20 protein-coding genes are annotated in these 19,836 nt (G+C 75.4%); 13 read left to right on the top strand and 7 right to left on the bottom strand.

The window, feature by feature from the left end; all coding sequences use genetic code 11:
• Window positions 1-21 precede the first annotated feature (21 nt).
• Together pheA and WCD41_RS09460 are read left to right on the top strand one after the other, a co-directional pair.
• Complete coding sequence (pheA, locus tag WCD41_RS09465; RefSeq protein WP_337713143.1) at window positions 22-1,032, top strand: prephenate dehydratase; 1,011 nt, start codon at window positions 22-24, stop codon at window positions 1,030-1,032.
• Window positions 1,029-1,691 (top strand): histidine phosphatase family protein, encoded by a 663-nt coding sequence (locus tag WCD41_RS09460; protein WP_337713142.1) that lies wholly within the window; start codon window positions 1,029-1,031, stop codon window positions 1,689-1,691. Before pheA ends, WCD41_RS09460 begins: the two co-directional genes overlap by 4 nt.
• Before the next feature lie 63 nt (window positions 1,692-1,754).
• On the opposite strand, the gene WCD41_RS09455 is transcribed toward WCD41_RS09460, so the two are convergent.
• Window positions 1,755-2,099 (bottom strand): metallopeptidase family protein, encoded by a 345-nt coding sequence (locus WCD41_RS09455; protein ID WP_337713141.1) that lies wholly within the window; start codon window positions 2,097-2,099, stop codon window positions 1,755-1,757.
• A gap of 10 nt (window positions 2,100-2,109) precedes the next feature.
• Window positions 2,110-3,354, bottom strand: coding sequence for a septum formation family protein (locus WCD41_RS09450; protein WP_337713140.1), 1,245 nt, complete (start codon window positions 3,352-3,354; stop codon window positions 2,110-2,112).
• Window positions 3,355-3,470: 116 nt separating this feature from the next.
• Here WCD41_RS09450 and WCD41_RS09445 point away from each other — a divergent pair, with 116 nt between their 5' ends.
• From WCD41_RS09445 to WCD41_RS09425, 5 genes are all read left to right on the top strand, one after another.
• Entirely contained in the window at window positions 3,471-4,430 is a 960-nt protein-coding gene (locus tag WCD41_RS09445) for a hypothetical protein (RefSeq protein WP_337713139.1), read from the top strand.
• A 42-nt stretch (window positions 4,431-4,472) separates the two neighbouring features.
• Window positions 4,473-5,633 carry a glutathionylspermidine synthase family protein gene (locus WCD41_RS09440; protein WP_337713138.1) on the top strand — a complete coding sequence of 387 codons (1,161 nt, stop codon included), beginning with the start codon at window positions 4,473-4,475 and terminating at the stop codon, window positions 5,631-5,633.
• 54 nt (window positions 5,634-5,687) lie between these two features.
• Window positions 5,688-6,596, top strand: coding sequence for a hypothetical protein (locus WCD41_RS09435; RefSeq protein WP_337713137.1), 909 nt, complete (start codon window positions 5,688-5,690; stop codon window positions 6,594-6,596).
• A gap of 79 nt (window positions 6,597-6,675) precedes the next feature.
• On the top strand, window positions 6,676-7,086 hold the full coding sequence (locus WCD41_RS09430) for a DUF350 domain-containing protein (RefSeq protein WP_337713353.1): 411 nt from the start codon (window positions 6,676-6,678) through the stop codon (window positions 7,084-7,086).
• Window positions 7,087-7,244: 158 nt separating this feature from the next.
• Window positions 7,245-10,349, top strand: a complete 3,105-nt coding sequence (locus tag WCD41_RS09425) for an arabinosyltransferase domain-containing protein (RefSeq protein ID WP_337713352.1) — start codon at window positions 7,245-7,247, stop codon at window positions 10,347-10,349.
• A 13-nt stretch (window positions 10,350-10,362) separates the two neighbouring features.
• Here WCD41_RS09425 and WCD41_RS09420 read toward each other — a convergent pair whose 3' ends face one another.
• A complete protein-coding gene (locus WCD41_RS09420) occupies window positions 10,363-10,968 on the bottom strand; it encodes an endonuclease (protein WP_337713136.1) in 606 nt (201 codons plus the stop codon).
• Window positions 10,969-11,008: 40 nt separating this feature from the next.
• Between WCD41_RS09420 and WCD41_RS09415 the strand changes: the two genes are divergently transcribed.
• The 4 genes from WCD41_RS09415 to WCD41_RS09400 all read left to right on the top strand — a co-directional run bounded on the left by WCD41_RS09415 (window position 11,009) and on the right by WCD41_RS09400 (window position 14,087).
• Window positions 11,009-11,821 carry an HAD family hydrolase gene (locus WCD41_RS09415; RefSeq protein WP_337713135.1) on the top strand — a complete coding sequence of 271 codons (813 nt, stop codon included), beginning with the start codon at window positions 11,009-11,011 and terminating at the stop codon, window positions 11,819-11,821.
• 138 nt (window positions 11,822-11,959) lie between these two features.
• The gene (locus tag WCD41_RS09410) at window positions 11,960-12,556 is read left to right on the top strand and encodes a phosphatase PAP2 family protein (RefSeq protein WP_373695094.1); all 597 of its coding nucleotides are present in this window, start codon (window positions 11,960-11,962) and stop codon (window positions 12,554-12,556) included.
• Complete coding sequence (locus WCD41_RS09405; protein ID WP_337713134.1) at window positions 12,553-13,614, top strand: decaprenyl-phosphate phosphoribosyltransferase; 1,062 nt, start codon at window positions 12,553-12,555, stop codon at window positions 13,612-13,614. The genes WCD41_RS09410 and WCD41_RS09405 overlap by 4 nt, the downstream gene beginning before the upstream one ends.
• On the top strand, window positions 13,611-14,087 hold the full coding sequence (locus tag WCD41_RS09400) for a GtrA family protein (RefSeq protein WP_337713133.1): 477 nt from the start codon (window positions 13,611-13,613) through the stop codon (window positions 14,085-14,087). The genes WCD41_RS09405 and WCD41_RS09400 overlap by 4 nt, the downstream gene beginning before the upstream one ends.
• A gap of 21 nt (window positions 14,088-14,108) precedes the next feature.
• Here WCD41_RS09400 and WCD41_RS09395 read toward each other — a convergent pair whose 3' ends face one another.
• From WCD41_RS09395 to WCD41_RS09385, 3 genes are read right to left on the bottom strand one after another with little or no spacing between them, the layout of a single operon-like run.
• Complete coding sequence (locus tag WCD41_RS09395; protein ID WP_337713132.1) at window positions 14,109-14,561, bottom strand: FHA domain-containing protein; 453 nt, start codon at window positions 14,559-14,561, stop codon at window positions 14,109-14,111.
• The gene (locus tag WCD41_RS09390; RefSeq protein WP_337713350.1) at window positions 14,558-15,877 is read right to left on the bottom strand and encodes a PP2C family protein-serine/threonine phosphatase; all 1,320 of its coding nucleotides are present in this window, start codon (window positions 15,875-15,877) and stop codon (window positions 14,558-14,560) included. The genes WCD41_RS09395 and WCD41_RS09390 overlap by 4 nt, the downstream gene beginning before the upstream one ends.
• On the bottom strand, window positions 15,877-16,962 hold the full coding sequence (locus WCD41_RS09385) for a protein kinase domain-containing protein (protein WP_337713131.1): 1,086 nt from the start codon (window positions 16,960-16,962) through the stop codon (window positions 15,877-15,879). Before WCD41_RS09385 ends, WCD41_RS09390 begins: the two co-directional genes overlap by 1 nt.
• Before the next feature lie 393 nt (window positions 16,963-17,355).
• On the opposite strand from WCD41_RS09385, the gene WCD41_RS09380 reads away from it, so the two are divergent.
• On the top strand, window positions 17,356-17,784 hold the full coding sequence (locus tag WCD41_RS09380) for a hypothetical protein (protein ID WP_337713130.1): 429 nt from the start codon (window positions 17,356-17,358) through the stop codon (window positions 17,782-17,784).
• Window positions 17,785-17,788: 4 nt separating this feature from the next.
• A complete protein-coding gene (locus WCD41_RS09375) occupies window positions 17,789-18,166 on the top strand; it encodes a hypothetical protein (protein WP_337713129.1) in 378 nt (125 codons plus the stop codon).
• Here the strand turns inward: WCD41_RS09375 and WCD41_RS09370 are convergent.
• Window positions 18,163-19,785 (bottom strand): peptide chain release factor 3, encoded by a 1,623-nt coding sequence (locus tag WCD41_RS09370; protein WP_337713128.1) that lies wholly within the window; start codon window positions 19,783-19,785, stop codon window positions 18,163-18,165. The two genes, WCD41_RS09375 and WCD41_RS09370, sit on opposite strands and share 4 nt — an antisense overlap.
• Window positions 19,786-19,836: the final 51 nt, after the last annotated feature.

The following is a 19,836-nucleotide window of genomic DNA, read 5'->3' as shown; positions in this document are numbered from 1 at the left end:
CGATCCGTACGCTCGGGTGACGTGACAGAACTGCGGGTGGGAGACGAAGCGCAGCGGAGCTCGACCCGTCGGATCGCGTTCCTCGGGCCGCACGGCACCTTCTGCGAACAGGCTCTGCGCACGCTGACGCCGACCGTGCTCGGCGACGCGCTGGGGGACCCGGAGCCGTCGCTGCACCCGTTCGCGAGCACCACCGCGGCCCTCGACGCCGTGCGCAGCGGGGACGTCGACGCCGCCTGCGTGCCGGTGGAGAACTCCGTCGAGGGCGGGGTGCCCGCCACCATGGACGGGCTGGTGGAGACGCCGCCGCTGGTGATCGTGCGGGAGATCCTGCTGGCGGTGCGCTTCTCGGTGCTCGTGCGCCCCGGCACCACGAGCGCCGACGTCCGCAGCGTCGCCTCCCACCCCCACGGCGAGGCCCAGACGCGTCGCTGGATCGCCGAGCACCTGCCCGCGGCGGAGGTGCGCCTGACGTCGTCGACGGCGGCGGCCGCCGCGCAGGTCGCCGCGGGCGAGGTCGACGCCGCGGTGTGCGCGCCGGTCGCGGCCGTCCACCACGGGCTGGTCGAGCTCGCCTCCGGGGTGCACGACACCGGCGACGCCGTCACGCGGTTCGTGCTCGTGCGCCCGCCGGGTGCGCCGGGCCTGCCGGCCCCCACGGGCGCCGACCGGACCTCGCTGGCCGCGACCACCGTCAACCGGCCGGGGGCGCTGCTCGCGGTGCTCACCGAGATCGCGGTGCGGGGCGTGGACCTCATCCGCATCGAGTCCCGCCCGCTCAAGGACCGTCGCGGCGAGTACTGGTTCTTCCTCGACGGCACCGGGCACGTCGGCGAGCCGGCGATGGGCGAGGCCCTGGCCGCCCTGCGTCGCCGGTGCACCGACGTGCGGTTCCTCGGCTCCTACCCACGCGCGACCGTCGCGGGCGAGGAGGACGGGACCGGCGCCGACCCCGGGGCCGGACAGACCGTCAAGGACTACACCGAGGCGGCCTCCTGGCTCGCCTCCCTGCGCGACGGGACCGGTGCATGAGCGACCTGCGGCTCGTCCTCGCCCGCCACGGCCAGACGCCGTCGAACGTCGACCATCTCCTCGACGCCGTCGTGCCCGGCCCGCCGCTGACCGACCTGGGCCGGGCCCAGGCCGAGGCGCTGGGCCGTGAGCTGGCCGAGGGCGTGGAGGGCACGATCACCGGGCTCTACCACTCGGAGGCGCTCCGGGCCCGGGAGACCGCGACGATCGTCGCCGGGCACCTCGGCCTGGAGCCCGTGGAGGTACCCGGGGTGTACGAGGCCCAGCTCGGCGAGCTCCAGGGCCGCAACGACGAGCCCTCCATCCAGGAGTTCCGCCGCATCGTCGACCGCTGGCAGGACGGTGACCTCGACGTCGCCCAGCCGGGTGGCGGCGAGAGCGGGCGCGAGGTGATCGACCGCTACCGCGCGGCCGTCGCGGGGCTGCGCGAGCGGCACCCCGACGGCGGCACGATCGTGCTCGTCTGCCACGGGGCCGCCCTGCGGCTGGCCGCCCAGGACCTCGTGGAGCACGTCGGCACCCCGAAGCGGGACGAGGCGCACGTCGCCAACTGCGGCCGGGTCGTCCTGCGCCCGCGGGGCAGCGTCTGGGAGCTCGTCGCCTGGCGCGACGCCGTCCCCGGGGGCCTGCCCGCCACCGTCGACGACCCCACCGCCTGAGCGGGGCCGAACGGCGTATGTGAGCGAACTTCGGGCCTATGGGCCCGAAGTTCGCTCACATGGTCAGCCCCAGCCCAGACGGTGGAGGGTGGCCTCGTCGATGCCGAAGTGGTGCGCGATCTCGTGCACCACCGTCACCGCGACCTCCTCGCGCAGCTCGTCCTCATCGACGCAGACGTCCGCGAGCGCCAGGCGGTAGAGCGTGATCCGGTCGGGGAGCACGCCGCCGTAGTCGCTGTAGCGCTCGGTCAGCGCCACGCCCTCGTAGATCCCGAGCAGCTCGGGCTCCTCGCGGTGGCGGTCCTCGACGAGCACCACGACGTTGTCCATCGCCCGCGTCAGCGCCTCCGGGAGCTCGTCGAGCGCGTCGGCGACCAGCTCCTCGAAGCGCTCGGGCCCGACCTCCACGGACCCGACGCTAGCCGCCGCCCAGACCGGGCACCGGCAGCGACGGCACCTGGATGCCGGGCTGCTGGCCCGTGCCCGGCTGCACTGCGCTGCCGCCGGCCGCGCCGCCCTCGGGGGCCGGAGCGGCGGACGACGTCTCGGGCGAGGAGGCCGGGGCGCCCGGGCGCAGGCTCGGCACCGACGCGGGCGCCTCGCCGCCGATGGTCACGCCGTCGGCGGCCTTGCCGGTCAGCGGGGCGAACCCGGAGCTGTCGGCGAGCAGCGAGCCGAGGTTGCAGCTGACCCGCCGGGTGCCGGCCGTCCAGGACTCCTCGGCGAGGTTGGTCCAGTAGACGGTCAGCTTGGAGTCGGTGAGCTTCTGCGCCGAGCCGACGTACTGCTCGGCGATCCGCTGGCACGTCGGCTGCAGGTAGTTGTCCTGCTCGTCGACCGACGGGAAGCCCTGGCGGAACTGGGTGCCGAGGTCGACGGTGCCCGCCACCTCGGCGGCGTGGGGCTGGCTGCAGGAGGTCGGGTCGGAGACCTCCTTGCCCGCGAGCCCGAGGCAGGTGCCCTGGTCGAACACCACGGCCTGGTCGGCGTCGGCCACGCGCGCCGTCGACGCGAAGAGCGCGCCGGTGCGACCCGGGGCCTGCAGCCCGCAGCGCACCGTGCGGTCGCCCGCGTCCCACGCGGCCTGGGTGGGCTTGAGCGCGCCCGCCTTGTAGCGGCCGGCCGGGTCGAGACGGCCCTGCAGGTAGGTGCGGGCCTGGGGTGTGCACTGGTCGGTGACGAGCTGCTGCCACGCCGGGTCCGCCGGGAACGGGGCGCCGGGGGGTTGGGCGGCGTTGACCGCGCCGACGCTCTCGAACAGGTGGGACTGCGCGCAGTCGACCTCGCGGACGTCGCCGGCGTCGTCGCGGCTCCACGTCAGGCAGCTGCCGGGCTGCGTGGTCAGCGGCGGGGGCTCGTCGTCGTCACCCGACGAGGCCGGCGCGCCGGCCGGGCCGGACGAGGAGCCCGCGAGCCCGAGGACGTCGGGCCCGGAGCCCGTGGCCGCGAGCGCGGTGGCGGCGATCAGCATGATCAGCGCACCGGCCAGGACGCCGACGACGCCGCGGCGGAACGCGCGGCGGCGGGGGTCGCGCGAGTCGTCCGCGCCGAGGACCCGGTCGAGCCAGCGGTCCATCCCGCGGGCGTCACGGTCGGTGGCGTTGTCGTCACCGTCGGGGCCACCGTCACCGGCCGGCCCGGACTGGCGTTCCCGGAGCAGCATCGCCCTGACATCATGCCGCTCCGGGATTCCCCGGGCCGGGTGATGCGGAGTCGGGCAGGATCGGTGGTGACCGGTGCGCGCCGGACGGTGCCGGTGACGGTTGGGCGGAGGGGACCATGACAGGCCGAGACGACGAGCGGGACCAGCCGTCGGAGCGACGGACCGAGAAGGTCGATCTGAACGCCTTCGCCGAGCAGTCGCCACGTCCCGCCGAGAGACCCACCGAGAAGGTGGACACCACCCAGGCCCGCGAGCAGGAGGCCCGCCCCACCGAGAAGGTCGACACGTCCGCGGTGTCCGCCGGACGTCACCGCAGCAGCAGTGACGACGACGCCGCCGACGACGGCTCCGACCTCGCGACCCCGCCCTCGGGCGTGCCGGCCGCGACCGGGGGATCGGGGAGCGGCGCGCTCGCCGCGGTGGGTGCCGACTCCGGTGCTGGCGACGAGGGCGAGCAGCGGCGCGGCCGCGTGCGCTACCAGGACCCGGCGACCACGAAGCCCCGCGAGCCCACGGTGGCCGAGCAGCGGGCCCGGCGTGAGGCCCAGCGCCGCGAGCGGGCGCAGCGCGACGCCGCCGCGGCCGCGGAGGAGCGCAAGAAGAAGATCCGCAAGCGGGTGCTGGTCGGCGGCGGTGTCGCGGTCGGCGTCGTCGCGCTCGTGGCGGTCGTCTACGCGGCGAGCTCGCCGGACGAGGTCGACGCCCAGTGCGTCGACCCGCAGGGCGTCGTGGTCCCCGACGAGAACTGCGGCGGCACGCAGCAGGGCGGCTACTACAACAGCAGCGGCGCCTTCGTCCCGATCTTCATCGGTGGCTTCGGCAACCAGTACCACTACAACTACGGGACCCGGGCTCCCGTGGGGACGGTCGCCTCGGGCGGGAGCACCTCGCCGCCGGCCAGCGGGACCAGCGTCCGCAGCGGCACCTCCGGCAGCTCACTGGGGTCGACCTCGAGCAGCGGCACGGTCAGCCGCGGCGGCCTGGGCGTCGGCGGCAGCTCGAGCGGCTCCAGCGGGTCGAGCAGCGGCTCGAGCGGGTCGAGCAGCGGCTCCTCGGGCAGCTCGTCCGGCAGCTGAGGCGAGTACGGCAGCCGGGGCCGGTACGGCAGGATCGACGGCGTGCAGCGCGCGACCGGAAGACCCCGCCCCGGCTGGCAGCAGAAGATCGAGGAGCAGGGCCTGGTGTTCGGCACGCCCGCGGCCGGGCTGAACGGGGCCCGGCCGTACTGGGACGAGTCGGTGCACTACGTCTTCGACATGGCGGAGATCCTCTCGCTCGAGGCCGACGTCGAGCTGCTGCACTCGATGTGCCTCGAGGCCGTCGACCACGTCGTCACCACCGAGCGCTTCCGCGACTTCGCGCTGCCGGAGTGGAGCTGGGAGGCCGTGGCGGCGTCCTGGCGCCGCGGCGACCCGCACCTCTACGGGCGCTTCGACCTGCGCTACGACGGCTCGGGCCCGGCGAAGCTCATGGAGTACAACGCCGACACCCCGACCTCGCTGCTCGAGGCGTCGATCTGCCAGTGGTACTGGCTCAAGGACGTCCACCCCGACGACGACCAGTGGAACTCGCTGCACGAGAAGCTGGTGGAGCGCTGGGGCGAGATCGCCGCGAAGCTGCCGCGCAACGAGGTGCACTTCTGCTGGTCGCAGGCCGACCCGACCGGCGAGGACCACGTCACCACGGCCTACCTGCAGGAGTGCGCCGCCGAGGCCGGGCTCGACACCATCGGCCTCGCGATCGAGCAGCTCGGCTGGGACTCCGCGCTCGACCGCTTCGTCGACCTCGAGGAGGCGCCGATCGCGGTCGTCGACAAGCTCTACCCGTGGGAGTGGATCCTCGGCGACGACTTCGGCAAGCACGTGACCCGCAGCCTGCCCGAGACCACGTGGGTCGAGCCGCTGTGGAAGACGCTGCTGTCGAACAAGGCGCTGCTCGCGGTGCTCTGGGAGATGTACCCGGGGCACCCCAATCTCCTGCCGGCGAGCCTGGGCGACCCCGGCATGCTCACCGAGTACATCCGCAAGCCCCTGCTCGGCCGTGAGGGCGCCAACATGGCGGTCGTCGCGCCTGGCTACGAGACCGAGACCGGCGGCGTCTACGGCGACGAGGGCTACGTCTACCAGCTCTTCGACCCGCTGCCCGAGTTCGACGGCTACCGCCCCGCGCTCGGGGCCTGGATCGTCGGCGACGCCTCCGCGGGCCTCGGGATCCGCGAGACGGCGGGCCTGATCACCGACAACGGCGCGGCGTTCGTACCTCACCGTATTCCTGACTAGGCCATCCGAGCGAACGAAGGTCCGATTCGCTCCGTTCTCGGTCACGATGTGTGCATGACGACCGCGGAGCGCCCCGCCGATCCGGCCCCGCCGACCCTCACCGCCGAGGCCGCTGCCGCGGTGCCGGCGCCCCTGCGGCACCTGCTGCGGGTGCGCAAGGCGTGGTCGACCCCGCTCGTGTTCGCGCTGACGGCGGTGGTCGGCGTCGTCACCGTCGTCAGCTGGTTCGAGGTGGCCGACCGCGGCCGCCCGCCGAGCTGGGCCGTCGTCGGCGTCATCGTGGGCTCGATCCTGACGCTGGCCCTCGCGATCATCGCGTTCCAGCAGATCCGCGACGTCGGGCACGAGTTCCGCGTGCGCTACGCGGAGCTGGGCGCCGACCGGCCGCGCCCGCCGGCGCCGGCGGTGGCCACCGACGAGGTCCGCGTGGTGTGGGGCGCCACGGACCGCGCGGCCGTCCTGCGCGGCGGGCGGCCCGTCGCGGCCCTGCGGCCCGACCTCCCGGTCACCGCGCCGCTCCTCGCCCGGTCCTGGAAGAACCGCGCGCCCCTCGTCGACGGTGAGGACGGCCGGGGCGCCGACGCGATCCTGCACGCCGACGGCTCCCACTGGCGCCTGACCCTCGCGGCCGCCGAGGGGCCGGACGGGGTGGCGCACCGCAGCTCGGGCGGCCCCGACGACGACTCCGGCGAGTTCGTGCAGGTCGACGGGCGACGTGTCCTCGAGGTGCGGTCGTGGCTCGTGGATCCCGACCTGCGCTGGTGGGACCTGCCCCGGCCGACGATCGAGGCCCTGCGCGCCGTCGAGGATCTCGTCTGGACACAGGTGCCCCGGTCGCTGTCCGACGACGCCGTCACCTACCTGGTGTGGCGCCGCATCGCCCGCACCCTGCTCGTCGAGGCGCGGCGGGAGCGCAGCCGGCGGGAGCAGGCAGCGACGTCCACGGCCAACAACATCACCTGAGGCCGGGTGCCCTAGTCTGGCGCCCCGTTCGTCCGGATGGAGGGCTTCTCAGGTGCTCGCTCCCGATTTCTGGCCCACCATGGGTGTCAACATCGGCCTCATCGTGGTCTACGCGGTGATCGGTGCGGTGCTGATGTACGTCGGCTACTTCGCGATCGACCTGACGACGCCCGGCGATCTGCGCGGGCTGGTGCGCGAGGGCCGCCCCAACGCGGTGGTCGTGTCCTCCGCCGGCATGGTGTCGATGGCGCTGATCATCGTCACGGCCATCTACGTCTCCGGCGGCGGCTTCGTCGCGGGCATGCTCAACACGACGATCTACGGGATCGTCGGGATCCTCGCCCAGGTCCTCGCGGTGCGCGGGCTCGAGGCGGTCGCGCGGCTCGACGTCGACGCGTGCCTGCACGACGACCGGCTCACCGCCGACTCGTTCGTCATCGCGGCCATGCACCTCGCGCTCGGGCTCGTGGTGGCCGTCGCGGTGATCTGACCGGGTCCACCAGCCGGTCCACTACCTCGTCCGTGTGCCGGACACACGCCCACCCCGGCCCCCTGACAGGGGCTTGACGACCTACCCTTCGCTCCGGTGCCCACTCCCCGGTTCGACTCCACGGTGATCGCTCGCCCGCGGGGCGACCGGTGACGACGATGGTGCGCGCCGAGGAGTCCGCCCGCGGTGACGAGTCCCCGGACACGGCCCCGCGCCTGGGTGGGCGCGCCGTGCTGGTGTGGGCGCTGCTGACCCTGCTGCTCGGCATCGCCGTGCCGCTGGCGCCGGTCACCGCGCAGGACACGACGGTCACGTGGCCCGACCCGGCGGCCGCCGCCGGCGCCCCCGCGTCGACGCAGCTCGCCCTCAACCCGCCCCGCCCGCTCGGGTTCGACGCGACGGTGCCCTGCGCGGCGCTGCGCGCGGGCGGCGACGTGCTGCGGACCCTGCCGGGCAACCCCGGCAACGGGGGGCTCGTGCTGGCGTCGGACGGTCGGCTCGCGAGCCTGACCGTCTCGGGCCGGACCGTCGCCGCCGGCCCGGTCCCCGCGGGCGACTGCGTCCTCGGGATCACCGCCGACGAGCGGGGCGTGCGGGTCACCCAGGACGGCGCGCCGCTCCCGCTCGCCTGCGGGGACTGCGCCGACGTCCTGCCGCCGATCATCGCCCAGCTCTCGACCAGCACCGACGGCACGCCGGCGGCGACGGGGCTCGGGGTCTCGCTGCGGACCGACGACCGCTACGCGTCGACCCCGGGTCCGCTGAAGACGACCCTGCTCGTCGCGCACCTCGCCGCGCTCGCGGTGCTGCTGGTCCTCGTCTACCGGCAGGGCCGGTGGCGGCGGGTCCGGGGCTGGGTCGCGCCGCGGTCCTGGCCGGCCCGGCTGCGCCGCCACCTGTCGTGGGCCGACGCCCTGGTCGTCGCGGTGTCGGCGGGCTGGGTGCTCGTCGCGCCCATGAACTTCGACGACAGCTGGTACCCGCTGATGGCGCGCGACGCCGGCGAGGCGGGCTACATCGGCAACGCCGTCTACATGTTCAACGTCACCGAGAACCCCTTCGTGGCCTCGCAGTACGCGATGCAGGCCTGGGGGGCGATCGGCGGTTTCGGTCTGGTCTGGCAGCGCTGCCTGCCCCTGCTCTACGGCCTGCTCACCTGGACGTTGCTGCGCGCGTTCTTCGTGCTGATCTCGCGACGCACGGCGGTGCGCCGGTCACTCGTCCCGTGGGCGCTCCTCGTCGCCCACCTGCTGTGGTGGCTGCCGTTCGGGCTCACCCTGCGCCCCGAGTCGCTCATCGTGCTGCTCTCGGTCGTGGTCCTGCTGCTCGTCGAGCTCGCCCGCGACCGCGGCACCCCGATCCTCTACGTCGGCGCCGTGATGGCGGCCGCCCTGGCGCTCGCGTGCTCGCCGACGGGGCTCGTCGCCGTCGCGCCGCTGCTCGTCGAGATCCCGCGGGCGTGGCCGCACATGGTGGCGGCGCCCCGACGCACCCAGGTGGCGCTGGTGCTCGTGCTCGCGGCGGCGTCGTCGATCGCGGTGCCGATCGCGTTCGCGGACGCGTCGCTGGGCGACGTCATCGAGGCGTCGGCCGTGCACGCGTACTACTACGACACCGTCCCCTGGTACGACGAGCTCGTCCACTACCAGACCCTCCTCGGGCCGGGCCGCACGCCGTGGGCGCTGCGCGCACCGATCCTGATCACCCTGGCGGTGACGCTGCTGGTGGCGGCGGGCAGCGGGCGCAGCGGACCGGAGGACGACGCCCTGCGCCGGGTGCTGCTGCACGCCGCGGCGACCACGGCCCTGGCGTTCGTGCTCGTCGCGGCCAGCCCGACCAAGTGGGTCCTGCACTTCCCGGTGATCGCGGCCGCGGGCACCGTGCTGATCGCGCTCGCGCTGCTGCGCGGGCCGATGCCGCGCCACGACCGCGCCCTGGCCACCGTCGGCGGCGTCGCCGTGCTGGTGATCGCCACGGCCGTGAGCTACGCCGGCTGGAACCTGTGGCGGCCCTACACCGACCGCGGCCAGTTCTTCGGCGACCACGCCGACCCCTACCCGACGCCCCTGAGCCAGAACCTGCTCGCGCCCCACCTCGGGCCGGTGTTCCTGCGCAACCCGCTCGTGTGGGTCGGCGTCGCGGTGCTCGCGGCCGTGTGGGTGCACTGGTCGCTGCGCCGCTGGCCGACCCGCGACCTGCCGCGCCCCGCACCGGACCGCGCCCTGCTCGCCGTGGCCTGCTGCAGCGTCGTCGTCGGGCTGATCGCGGTGATGGTGCTCGCCCCCGCGCGTCAGTACCCGGGGTGGACGGTCGCGCTCGGGAACGTCAAGGACGTCGTGCGCCAGGGCTGCGGGCTCGAGGACAACGTCACGGTGCTGCAACCGACGCCGCGCGCCCTCGGCGCGCCCGTCACCCCGGCCGTGACGACCGGCGACTTCGTCGACGACACGGTCGCGCCCACCCCCGAACCGGTCCCCGGGCTCGGGCGGGTGTGGCACGACGCGACGGACGACTCGAGCGGCCGGGGCACGCTGGTCTCCGGCTGGTACCCGGTGCCGCCGGACTCGGGGGCGACCGACGTGGTGGTGCCGCTGCTCGAGCAGGGTCCGCCCGACGAGCGGGTGTCCGTCGAGTTCGGTGACGGCGACGCCGCGGACCCGCGCGTCCTCGGGCGCACCGGGATCGACTACCTCCCGCAGGCCGACGAGCGGACCTGGCAGCACCGCCCCGTGTCCCTCGCCGACGCGCCCGGCGACCCGACCTTCGTGCGGGTCGTCGTCGACACCACGGGGGAGCGGGGCACCGACCGCCTCGCGGTCGCCCAACCGTTCCTCGCGAAGCCGGAACCGATCGCGCCGGTGCTGGACGGGCAGCCGGTGCTCGTCGACCAGATGTCGGCGGTGCTCTGGCCCTGCGTCGACCAGGTCGCGTCGCACGGCGGCATCGCCCCGCCGTCGACCGTCCGCATCCACGCCGACGAGGACCTGACGTCGTCCTACTACGGCCTGCAGGACAACCTCTACCGCGGCGGCGTGTGGCGGTGGGACACCGTCGGCGTCACCTACGTCCGCCTCGCTACGGCCGTCGCCCCGGGCCGCGAGCCGGCCAAGCCCTGGGGCCGCGTGGACATGGTCGTGCGCGACCTGCCGACCGGCCGCTTCGGCGTCACGACCACCGAGCGCTCGCAGTCCGGCTGGGAGCGCGGCCCGACGCTGGCACGCGAGGAGTACGTCGGGGTGCAGTACCAGGGTGCGGTGGGCTGATCAGCCCGGAGAGCTAGCTCTCCGCCCGCACCTCGGTGCGGACGAGCGCGGCGGCCAGGCGGGCGAGGTCGTCGCCGTCGACCTGGCCGGCCAGCTCCGCCGCGTCGCGCGGCAGACCCAGGCTCGCGGCGGCGTCGAGGGCCTTGTCGTCGAGGTGGGGCCGGAACTCGGGCCAGACGGCCTGCACCTCGCGGACGAAGATGGACGCGCCGACCGGTCCGAGGCGCGGGACCTCGGTGAGCAGGTCGCGCAGGGTGGCGAGGTCGCCGTCCGCCTCGCGGCGCAGGCGGCGCAGGTCGCCGCCCCAGCGGTCCGCGACGAGGCCCGCGCCCTCCTGGAGGGCGTCGGTGGTCTGGTCCTTGCTGAGGAACCTGGCCCGGGAGAGCGCGTCGTGGACGGCCGAGCGTTCCGCGTCGCGCATCTTCTCGGGGCTGCCGAACCCGGAGTCGACGAGCTCGCGGCAGGCGCGGGTACCCAGCTGCGCCTGGACGCGGCTGGAGAGCAGCACGCTCAGCACGAGCAGGCGGTAGAGCGGTGCGGGCTCGTCCTTCAGCGTGATCCCGGCCTCGTCGGCGAACGTCCGGCCGGACTCCTCGAGCAGCGTGTCGATGGTGGTCACCGGGGCGGATACCCACGCGGCCCGAGGTCATAGTGGAGGGGTGCAGAGCCCCCGCCTGGTCGCCACCGACGTCGACGGGACGCTGCTCGGCGCCGGGGAGGACCCGTCGCCGCGCACGCGGGCCGTGATCCGGCGGATGGTCGACGCCGGGGTGCCGCTCGTGCTCGCCACCGGCCGCCCGCCGCGCTGGATCCCGCGGGTGTGCGAGGCGCTCGGGGTGCACGCGCTGACCGTCGCCGCCAACGGCGCCGTCCTCTACGACGCCGCCGCCGACCGCGTCCTGGCCGCCGAGACCCTCGACGTCGACGTGCTCGCCGAGGTCGCCGCGGGGCTGCGCAGCGCCGTCCCGGGGTGCGGGCTCGCCGTGGAGCGGGTCGGCGACGGGGCGTTCGACCGCCGCGACGAGCAGTTCGTCTCCGAGGCCGCCTACGTGCACGCCTGGCCCCACCCCGACCACCGCCGGGTCGCACCCGGCGACCTGCTCGGGGAGCCGGTGGTCAAGGTGCTGGCGCGTCACCCCACGCGGACCAGCGCCGACATGGCCACGGCGGCCCGGCGGGCCGTGGGCCACCTCGTCGACGTCACGTACTCGGCGGGCGGCGGGCTGCTGGAGTGCTCCGTGCGCGGGATCGACAAGGCGCACGGGCTGGCGCGCGCCGCGGCCCACCACGGGGTGGCGGCGGACGAGGTCGTCGCGTTCGGCGACATGCCCAACGACCTCGCGATGCTGCGGTGGGCCGGGCACGGCGTCGCGGTCGCCAACGCCCACCCGGATGTGCTCCACGTCGCGGACGAGGTCACCGCGAGCAACCTCGATGACGGTGTCGCGTCCGTGCTGGAGAGGTGGTTCTGACCTCCCACCCCGGGAGATCCGCCGAACCGCCGCCCCGCGTGGCGCGATGGACCACTGCGGGGGTCGTTGTCAAGGCCCGCGTAACATTCCGCGCCGGAGCCCGATCAGGACATCTGCGCCGGCTGGAGGGACGACCACGTGCTCGATCGTGCCGAGGGACCCGACGTGACGGTCGGCCCGGCCCGGGACGAGGGCGGTCGGACGGTCGGCCGTGAGGTGGCCGTCCTGCGCTCCGTGCAGCGCAGCATCGGCACCCCGCCGGTGGTGGGCGCCGCGCGGGCGATGTCCTTCTTCGGCGAGCACGCCGCCGGGTGGATCGCCCTCGGTGCCCTCGGCGCGGCGCTCGACGCCCCGCGCCGACGCCAGTGGGCCACCGCCGTCGGCGGCGTCGTCGCCGCCCACGGCGCCTCGATCGCCGTCAAGCGCGTGGTGCGCCGTCGCCGGCCCCACGACCCGGGCGTCGCCGTCCACGTCGGCACCCCCAGCCGCCTGAGCTTCCCCTCCTCGCACGCGTCGTCCACCACCGCCGCCGCCCTGCTCTACGCGGGCCTCGTCGGCGGGGTGGGCGCCGGCGGCGCCACCCTCCTCGTGCCCGGCATGGCGCTCTCGCGCGTCGTGCTGGGCGTCCACTACCCGACCGACGTGCTGGCGGGCTCGGTGCTCGGTGCGGCGTGCGCCCTCGGCGCGCGACGCCTCGTGCGCCGGGGCTCGGTCGGCCGCTGGAGGACCGCATGACACCCGTCACGCCGCCCAGCCCCGCCCCGGAGAAGGAGGGCACGGCGACCGCTCCTGCGCAGGCGCCGGAGCCCGCCGCGAAGGACGCGGGCGACGAGCACGCGAAGGCCGCCGCGAAGGCCGAGAAGGCCGCCGCGCGCCCCCGTCCCGTCGCGCTGCCGCTGGGCCTGCTCAAGGCCATGCGCCCGCGCCAGTGGGTGAAGAACGTCCTCGTGCTCGCCGCGCCGTTCGCGGCGGGCCGGCTGCTCGACCTCACGGTCCTGCCCGACGTCGCGCTGGCCTTCGTCGCGTTCTCGCTCGCCGCGTCCGGTGTCTACCTGATCAACGACACCAAGGACGTCGAGGCCGACCGGGCGCACCCGAAGAAGCGCTACCGCCCGATCGCGGCGGGCATCGTGCCGCCGACGCTCGCGGTCGTCACCGGCATCGTGCTGTTCGCGGGCGCGATCGCCGTCAGCTTCGTCGCCGACCCCGACCTCGCGCTGGTCACCGGCATCTACATCGTGGTCCAGCTGGCGTACTGCCTGTGGCTCAAGCACGAGCCGGTCATCGACATCTGCATCGTGTCGTCGGGCTTCCTCATGCGGGCGATCGCCGGCGGCGCCGCGGCCGGGCTCTACCTCTCGCCGTGGTTCCTGCTGACGATGGCGTTCGGCTCGCTGTTCATGGCGGCCGGCAAGCGCTACGCCGAGATGCGGCTCTCCGAGCGCACCGGCGCCAAGATCCGCAAGTCGCTCGAGCGCTACTCGGCGTCCTACCTGCGGTTCGTCTGGTCGCTCTCGGCCACCGTCCTGATCATGGCCTACGGGCTGTGGGCGTTCGGCATCGGCGTCACCGCGATGCCCGGACGGCTGCCCTCGGCGCCCTCGACCTGGGCGATCGTGTCGATCGTGCCGTTCGTCGTCGCGGTGCTGCGCTACGCCGTGGACGTCGACGGCGGCAACGGCGGCGAGCCCGAGGAGATCGTGCTCGGCGACCGCGTGCTGCAGGTGCTCGGCCTGATCTGGGTCGTGCTCATCGGACTCGCGGTCTACACGGCGGTGGTGGCCCACCCGTGACCCGGCCGGTGCGCGAGCTGCTCGGCGGACTCGTGCGCTACGGCCTGGTCGGGATGGCCAACGCGGCCACCTACTACGGCACGTACCTGCTGGCGCACCCCCACGCCGGCTACCTCGTCGCGCACACCGTCGGGCTGGGTGCCGCGATGGTCGTGTCGTTCCTGCTGAACTGCCGGTTCACCTTCCGGGTGCGCCCGACGTGGACGCGGTTCCTGCTCTACCCCGCGTCGCAGGTGGTGAACATCCTGGCCACGACGGTCGGCGTCGTCGGCCTGGTGCACCTCGGGGTCGACGAGCGCCTCGCCCCGCTCGTGGCGGCCGCGCTGGCGCTGCCGGTGAGCTTCCTGGCGGCGCGGCTGGTCATCACGCGCACGCTCATCGGCCCGACGGCGCCGACGGCCCCGACGGCGCCGGAGGCGCCGGTGGTCACCTGGGACGCGCCGACCGGCCCGATCCCGCTGGGCGGCCGGTAGCCGTCCCCGCCGGCCCGGGCGTCAGCGACGTTCCACGGTCAGCGTCGTCCAGGCGCCGACGTGGATGCGGTCGCCCGAGCGCAGCGCCACCGGGGTGTCGGGCGTCAGCGGGGCCTCGGCGTAGTTGAGGGTCGTGCCGTTGGTCGACCCCGCGTCGATGACCACCCACCGGTCGCGCGGCAGCGCCATCAGCACGGCGTGCAGGTGGGACACGCCCGGGTCGCGCGGCGGCCCGCCGAGGTCGATCTCGGGGAGGTCGTCGCCCTTCGGGTCGCCCGCCCGGCCGATCCGGGTCTCCTCGGCGATCAGCCGGACCTCCCGCGGGGGCAGGTCGGAGGGGAACTCGCCGGCCGCGGCGGTGTCCTCGCCGGCGCGCCGGGCGAGGACCTGGTCGTGGTAGTCGCGGTCGGCCCACACCGTCACGACCCACACGCCACCCGGGTCGGGCGGGCCGGTGGTCGTGTCGTCGCTCACCGGTCGACCACACCCTCCCCGTCGAGCGGGATGGGACCGGTGCGCTCGTCGGGTCCCCGCGCGTCCACGACCACCGAGGCGCGCTCGGGGCCGGAGGCGGGCGGGACGACGGGGACGAGCGCGAGCGTCGCGTTGTCGCTGCCGCCGTCGTCGAGGGCCGCGGCGAGCAGCGCCGCCGCGGCGGCCAGCGCCGGGTGGTCGGGCACACCGGGCTCACCGGGGTCGTCGGGGGGCTCGATGTTCTCGGCCGCCTGCGTGCCCCCGAGCGCGGGCCGGGCGAGCCGGGCGAGGATCTCGGGGTCGGGCAGGTGGTTCCACAGGCCGTCGCTGCAGAGCAGCAGCAGCCCGGGCGCCCCGAGCCGGACGCGGCGGGCGTGGGCCGGGCCGCTGGGGGCGTCGCGGCCGAGCCACCGGGTCAGGACGTGCGCGCGCCGGTCGCGGGCGGCCTCCTCGCGGGACATGATCCCGGCGTTGGCGATCTCCTCCGCCCACGAGTCGTCGGTGCTGAGCAGGCGCGACGACCCGTCCCCGGCCAGCCAGTACGCGCGGCTGTCGCCGATCCACGACACGACCGCCTCGCCACCGCGCACGACGGCGGCGACGTAGGTGCAGGCGGGGCTGTCGCCGCCGGCGTGGGCGAGGTCGGCGGCGGCGGTCGCCGCGGCCGCGGACGCCGCGGTGGCCAGCGCGTCCAGCTCGCCGGACACCCCCGTCCCGGCGCGTCCGGCGGGAGCGACGGCCGTGTCGGTGGTGTCGGCCGTGTCCGCCGTGTCGGTGCTCCGGGCGGCGCCCGGGTGCTCGCCCGTCTCGAGGGCCACCGGACCGGTGTCGCGGGACGAGATCGCCGGGAAGCCGGTGGGCGGGGTGGCGGGCGCCGCCGCGGTCTCCAGCGCGGCGCCCACGGCGGCCCCGACGGCGACGAGGGAGGCCTCGTCGCCGCGGCGCGCGGACGCGACGCCGTCGCAGACCACCGCGACCCAGGTCTCGACCCCGGCTTCCACCCGGCGCCCGAGCTCGACGGCGTCCTCGTTGCGGCGCCGCCGCAGGCCGCGGTCGGTGATCGCGGCGGCGTCGCCGAGGGTCAGCTCGACGTGGTCGCGCAGGGCCGGTCGCGGCGCCCCGCACGTCGGGCAGGTGCCGTCGGGCGCCGCCGGGGCGGCGTCGCCGCACTGCGGGCAGGGCGGGGGCGTGCCGTCGGCGAGCGCGGCGCGCAGGTCGGTGCGCTCCACCAGCGGGCCGCCGTCGGCCTCGGTGGCGGCACTGCGGGTGGTCCTCGCGCGCCACCCGGGCAGGGGGGAGGTCCCGGCCGTCTCCATCACGGGATCGCTGCTCCTCGGGCGTCGCGGGGGTCGTGGACGGTGTCGGCCGCGCCGGCCGGACGGCCCCCGCCACGCCGGGTGTGGTCATCCTCCGGCCCGGCGCCGACGGGGACGCCGTGCCCCACGCCGGAGTCGCCCGGACGGGCGGTGTATCGGGACAGCACGCGGCGGGCGTCCTCGGCGAACGCCTCCACGCTGCGGTGGCGACGGGCGGCGTCCACGTCGGTGGCGCGGGTCAGGAGGGCGACGAGGTCCGGGTCGTCGCGCAGCACCGGGACGCCGGCCGGGTCGGGCAGGCGCAGGGCGTGCTGGCGCAGGTGGTCGAAGTCCGCGAGCAGCACCGCGAGCGTGCGCCCGAGCGCGAACACCTCGGAGGCGACCGACGGGCCGGGGCCCCCGGGGTGGATCTCGGGCGCGACGAAGCCGGTGGTGGCCCACACGTCGCTGTGGCGGTCCTCGACGCGGCGCACGCTGCCGAGGTCGAGCACCGTGATGCTGTGACGATCGGAGGCGGGTCCGCGCAGGATGTTGCTCGGGTTGAGGTCGGCGTGCAGGAGGCCGTGCCGGTGCAGCGCCGCGAGCGGGGGCACCGCGCCGACGACGGCGGCGAGCGCCTCGGCGGGCGGGTGGGGCCGGCCCTCGGCCAGCACCTCGCCCGGCACGTGGTCGAGCGCGAGCAGGCGCACCGGCCCGTCGCGCCCGTCGGCGACGACGACGTCGCGGGCACGCACGAGCCCCGGGATGTCGAGACCGAGCAGGACGTCGGTCTCCTCGACGGCGAGCGACCCGGCGGCGGGCCCGTCGGGGCCCTCGAGCCTCCCGAGCACGACGAGCGCCCCGTCCGCGTCCCGCACCGCGGTGTACGACCAGCCCCGCGCGCCGCGGACCAGCGGGGCGTGGACGCGGTAGCGACCCGCGCGCCCGGCGAGCTCGGCGCCCACCGCGACGTCGGGGCGCACGTCGTAGGCCGCGCCGCACCACGGGCAGGTGCCGCGCTCGGGACCCGGGCGGCCGGACCGGCCCCGACCCACCGGCCCGTCGCAGCGCGCGCAGAAGCGCGCCTGCTCGGGAACCGGGGTCACCGGAGGCGCCGTGGCCACCGTGCTCCCCCGACCGGGTCGGTCCATGTCGTGTCGTCTCCGTGTCCTGGCGGGTCGTCCTGCCTGCTCTGCGCCTGCTCTCCGCCTGCTCCGTGCCATCGTGTCATCGCCCTGCCCGCGACCGCGCTCCGCCGTCGGGCGTGGATCACCTCGGGGCGCGGCAACGCTCCCCCGTCCGGGTGGTGAGAGCCACCCGGACAGCTCAGACGCAGGTCGACCGGGGTTTCCGGAAGCGCTCCCGGGGAGGGTGCCCGGGCCGATCGGGTCGTGGCCTGCCATGCTGTCGCGGCACCGAAGCCGATCGGGGGGTTGGGTGCCGCGCCTCCTCGAGGCCCGGCGCCGCGGCCGTCCGCGCGAGAGTCCGGAGGTCGTGCCGTGAGCACAGCCGACGACACCGACCGACCCGTCGGGTCGGAGGAGCAGGCCATGGGTCACGTCGACCGGTCTGCCCAGCACCGCCGTCCCGAGGCCACCGAGGGGCCCATGGGACCCGAGGGCCCGGAGTTCACCGACCGGGGCAGCATGCCCGGTGCGGGCGCGGGAACGCCCGCCGCCACGCCGGGCGGGTACGGATCCGAGGCGTCCGTGGGCGGCGCGGGACCGTCGGGCTCCGACACGTCGGTCGCCGACGCGGCCGCGGAGGCCGAGCGGGCGCTGGCCCAGGCCGCGCGCGACGCCGAGCAGGCGGTGCGCGACGCGCACAGCGACGGCACGCAGGCCGTGGAGAAGGGTTTCGCCGACGCCCAGCGCGCCACCGAGCGCGCCTACGAGGAGGCGGCGGCGAAGCACGACCGCATGGCCTGAGGCGATGGCGGTCCAGATCCGCGTCACCGCCGACGGCGTCGTCGTCCGCTTCACCGGCTCCGACCGCGTCTGGGCGTGCCGGCGCGGGGTGTACCTGCCGCTGAGCCGCGTGCTGCTCGCGCGGCCGATGGACCGGCACGACGCCGTCACCGCCAGCCCCCGGGTCCACCTGCCCGGGGTCAGCGTGCCGCGCGTCCTGCGCGCCGGCTCGTACGGCGTCGGCGAGCGTCGTCAGCTGTGGATGGTCCGGCGGGCAGACCGCCTGCTCGCGATCTTCCTGCGGGGCGACCCGTACCACCGCATCGTCATCGAGGTCCCCGACCCCGAGGCGACGAGCCGGACCATCAACGAGGCCCTGCCCCCGCGACGCCTCCCGGCTTAGAGGGCGTCGGCCACCAGCGGGGCCAGGAGCATGTCCGGGTTGTTCTGCGTGACGGCCTGCAGGCGCCACTTGTGCGGGAAGAGCGCGAGCATCTCGCCGTCGATGCGGCGGGTGAGCACCTCGATGCCGACCGCTCCCTTGAGCTTCTCGGCGCCGGCCTCGTCGGTGCGCCGGGCGAGGGAGTAGTCGAGGCGGTCGAGCTTCACCGGCGCGCCGAACTCGTCGGCGAGCCGCGCCGACACCACCTCGAACTGCAGCGGGCCGACCGCGGCCAGCACCGGGGCCTGGTCGCCGCGCAGGTCCGACGAGAGCACCTGGATGACGCCCTCGGAGTCGAGCTGCTCGATGCCCTTGCGGAACTGCTTGGTCTTCGACATGTCCGCGACCCGGCACACCGCGAAGTGCTCGGGGGCGAAGCTCGGGATCGTCGGGAACGTGACGGGCTCGTCGGCCCACAGGGTGTCGCCGGGCCGCAGCGCGGTGGCGTTGACCAGGCCGACGATGTCGCCCGGGAACGCCTCCTCGATGGTCGAGCGGTCGCGGCCGAACATCGCCTGCGCGTACTTGGTGGCGAAGGGGCGCCCGGTGGCGTCGTGGGTGAGCACCATCCCGCGCTCGAAGCGCCCCGAGCAGATGCGCACGAACGCGACGCGGTCGCGGTGCGACTTGTCCATCGAGGCCTGCACCTTGAACACCAGCCCGGAGAACGGCGCGTCGACGGGCCGAGGGTCGCCCTTGCGGTCCGGGCGCGGTCCGGGCGGTGGGGCCAGCTCGACGAGCGCGTCGAGCAGGCGGGCGACGCCGATGTTGGACAGCGCCGACCCGAACATCACCGGGGTCGCGGTGCCGGCGTGGAACGCCTGGTCGTCGAACTCGGAGCCGATCTCGTCGAGCAGCGCGAGCTCCTCGGTGGCCCGCTCCCAGTCGGGGCCCTCCTCGGCGGCGGCGCGCTCGGCGTCGAGCACCTCGGAGGTCGCCTTCGACGCCCCGTGCGCCGCCCGCGTGAAGCGGTGCATCGTGCCGTCGGCGCGCTCGACGAGGCCGTGCAGGTCGCCGGCGATGCCCACCGGCCACGTGATCGGCATGGGGCGCAGGCCGATCGTCTGCTCGACCTCGTCGACGAGCTCGAGCGCCTCGCGGCCGGGCCGGTCCCACTTGTTGACGAACGTCAGCACCGGGACGCCGCGGTCACGGCAGACGTCGAAGAGCTTGAGGGTCTGCGGCTCGAGGCCCTTGGCGGCGTCGAGCAGCATCACCGCGGCGTCGACCGCGGCGAGGACGCGGTAGGTGTCCTCGGAGAAGTCGCCGTGGCCGGGGGTGTCGAGCAGGTTGATGACCTGGTCGCGGTAGGCGAACTGGAGCACCGCGGAGGTCACCGAGATGCCCCGCTCGCGCTCCATGTCCATCCAGTCGGACGTCACGCCCTTGCGTCCGCCCTTGCCGTGCACCGCACCCGCCGCCGAGATGACCTCGGCGTGCAGGGCGAGCGCCTCGGTGAGGGTGGACTTGCCGGCGTCGGGGTGGCTGATCACCGCGAAGGTGCGCCGGCGCCGGGCCTGCGCCGCGGGGTCGTCGTCGGAGCCGTCCCTGGACTCCACCGGTGCGGACACCGCGGTCATCGCTCTCCTCCCTCACGGGCCGCCCGAGGTCGACCGGCCCGTACCCGAGGG

The sequence above is a fragment of the Actinomycetospora aeridis genome (assembly GCF_037400275.1).
GTDB lineage: Bacteria > Actinomycetota > Actinomycetes > Mycobacteriales > Pseudonocardiaceae > Actinomycetospora > Actinomycetospora aeridis.
Note: the sequence above shows the minus strand (reverse complement) of the source record. Positions and strands in the feature narration are given on the sequence as shown.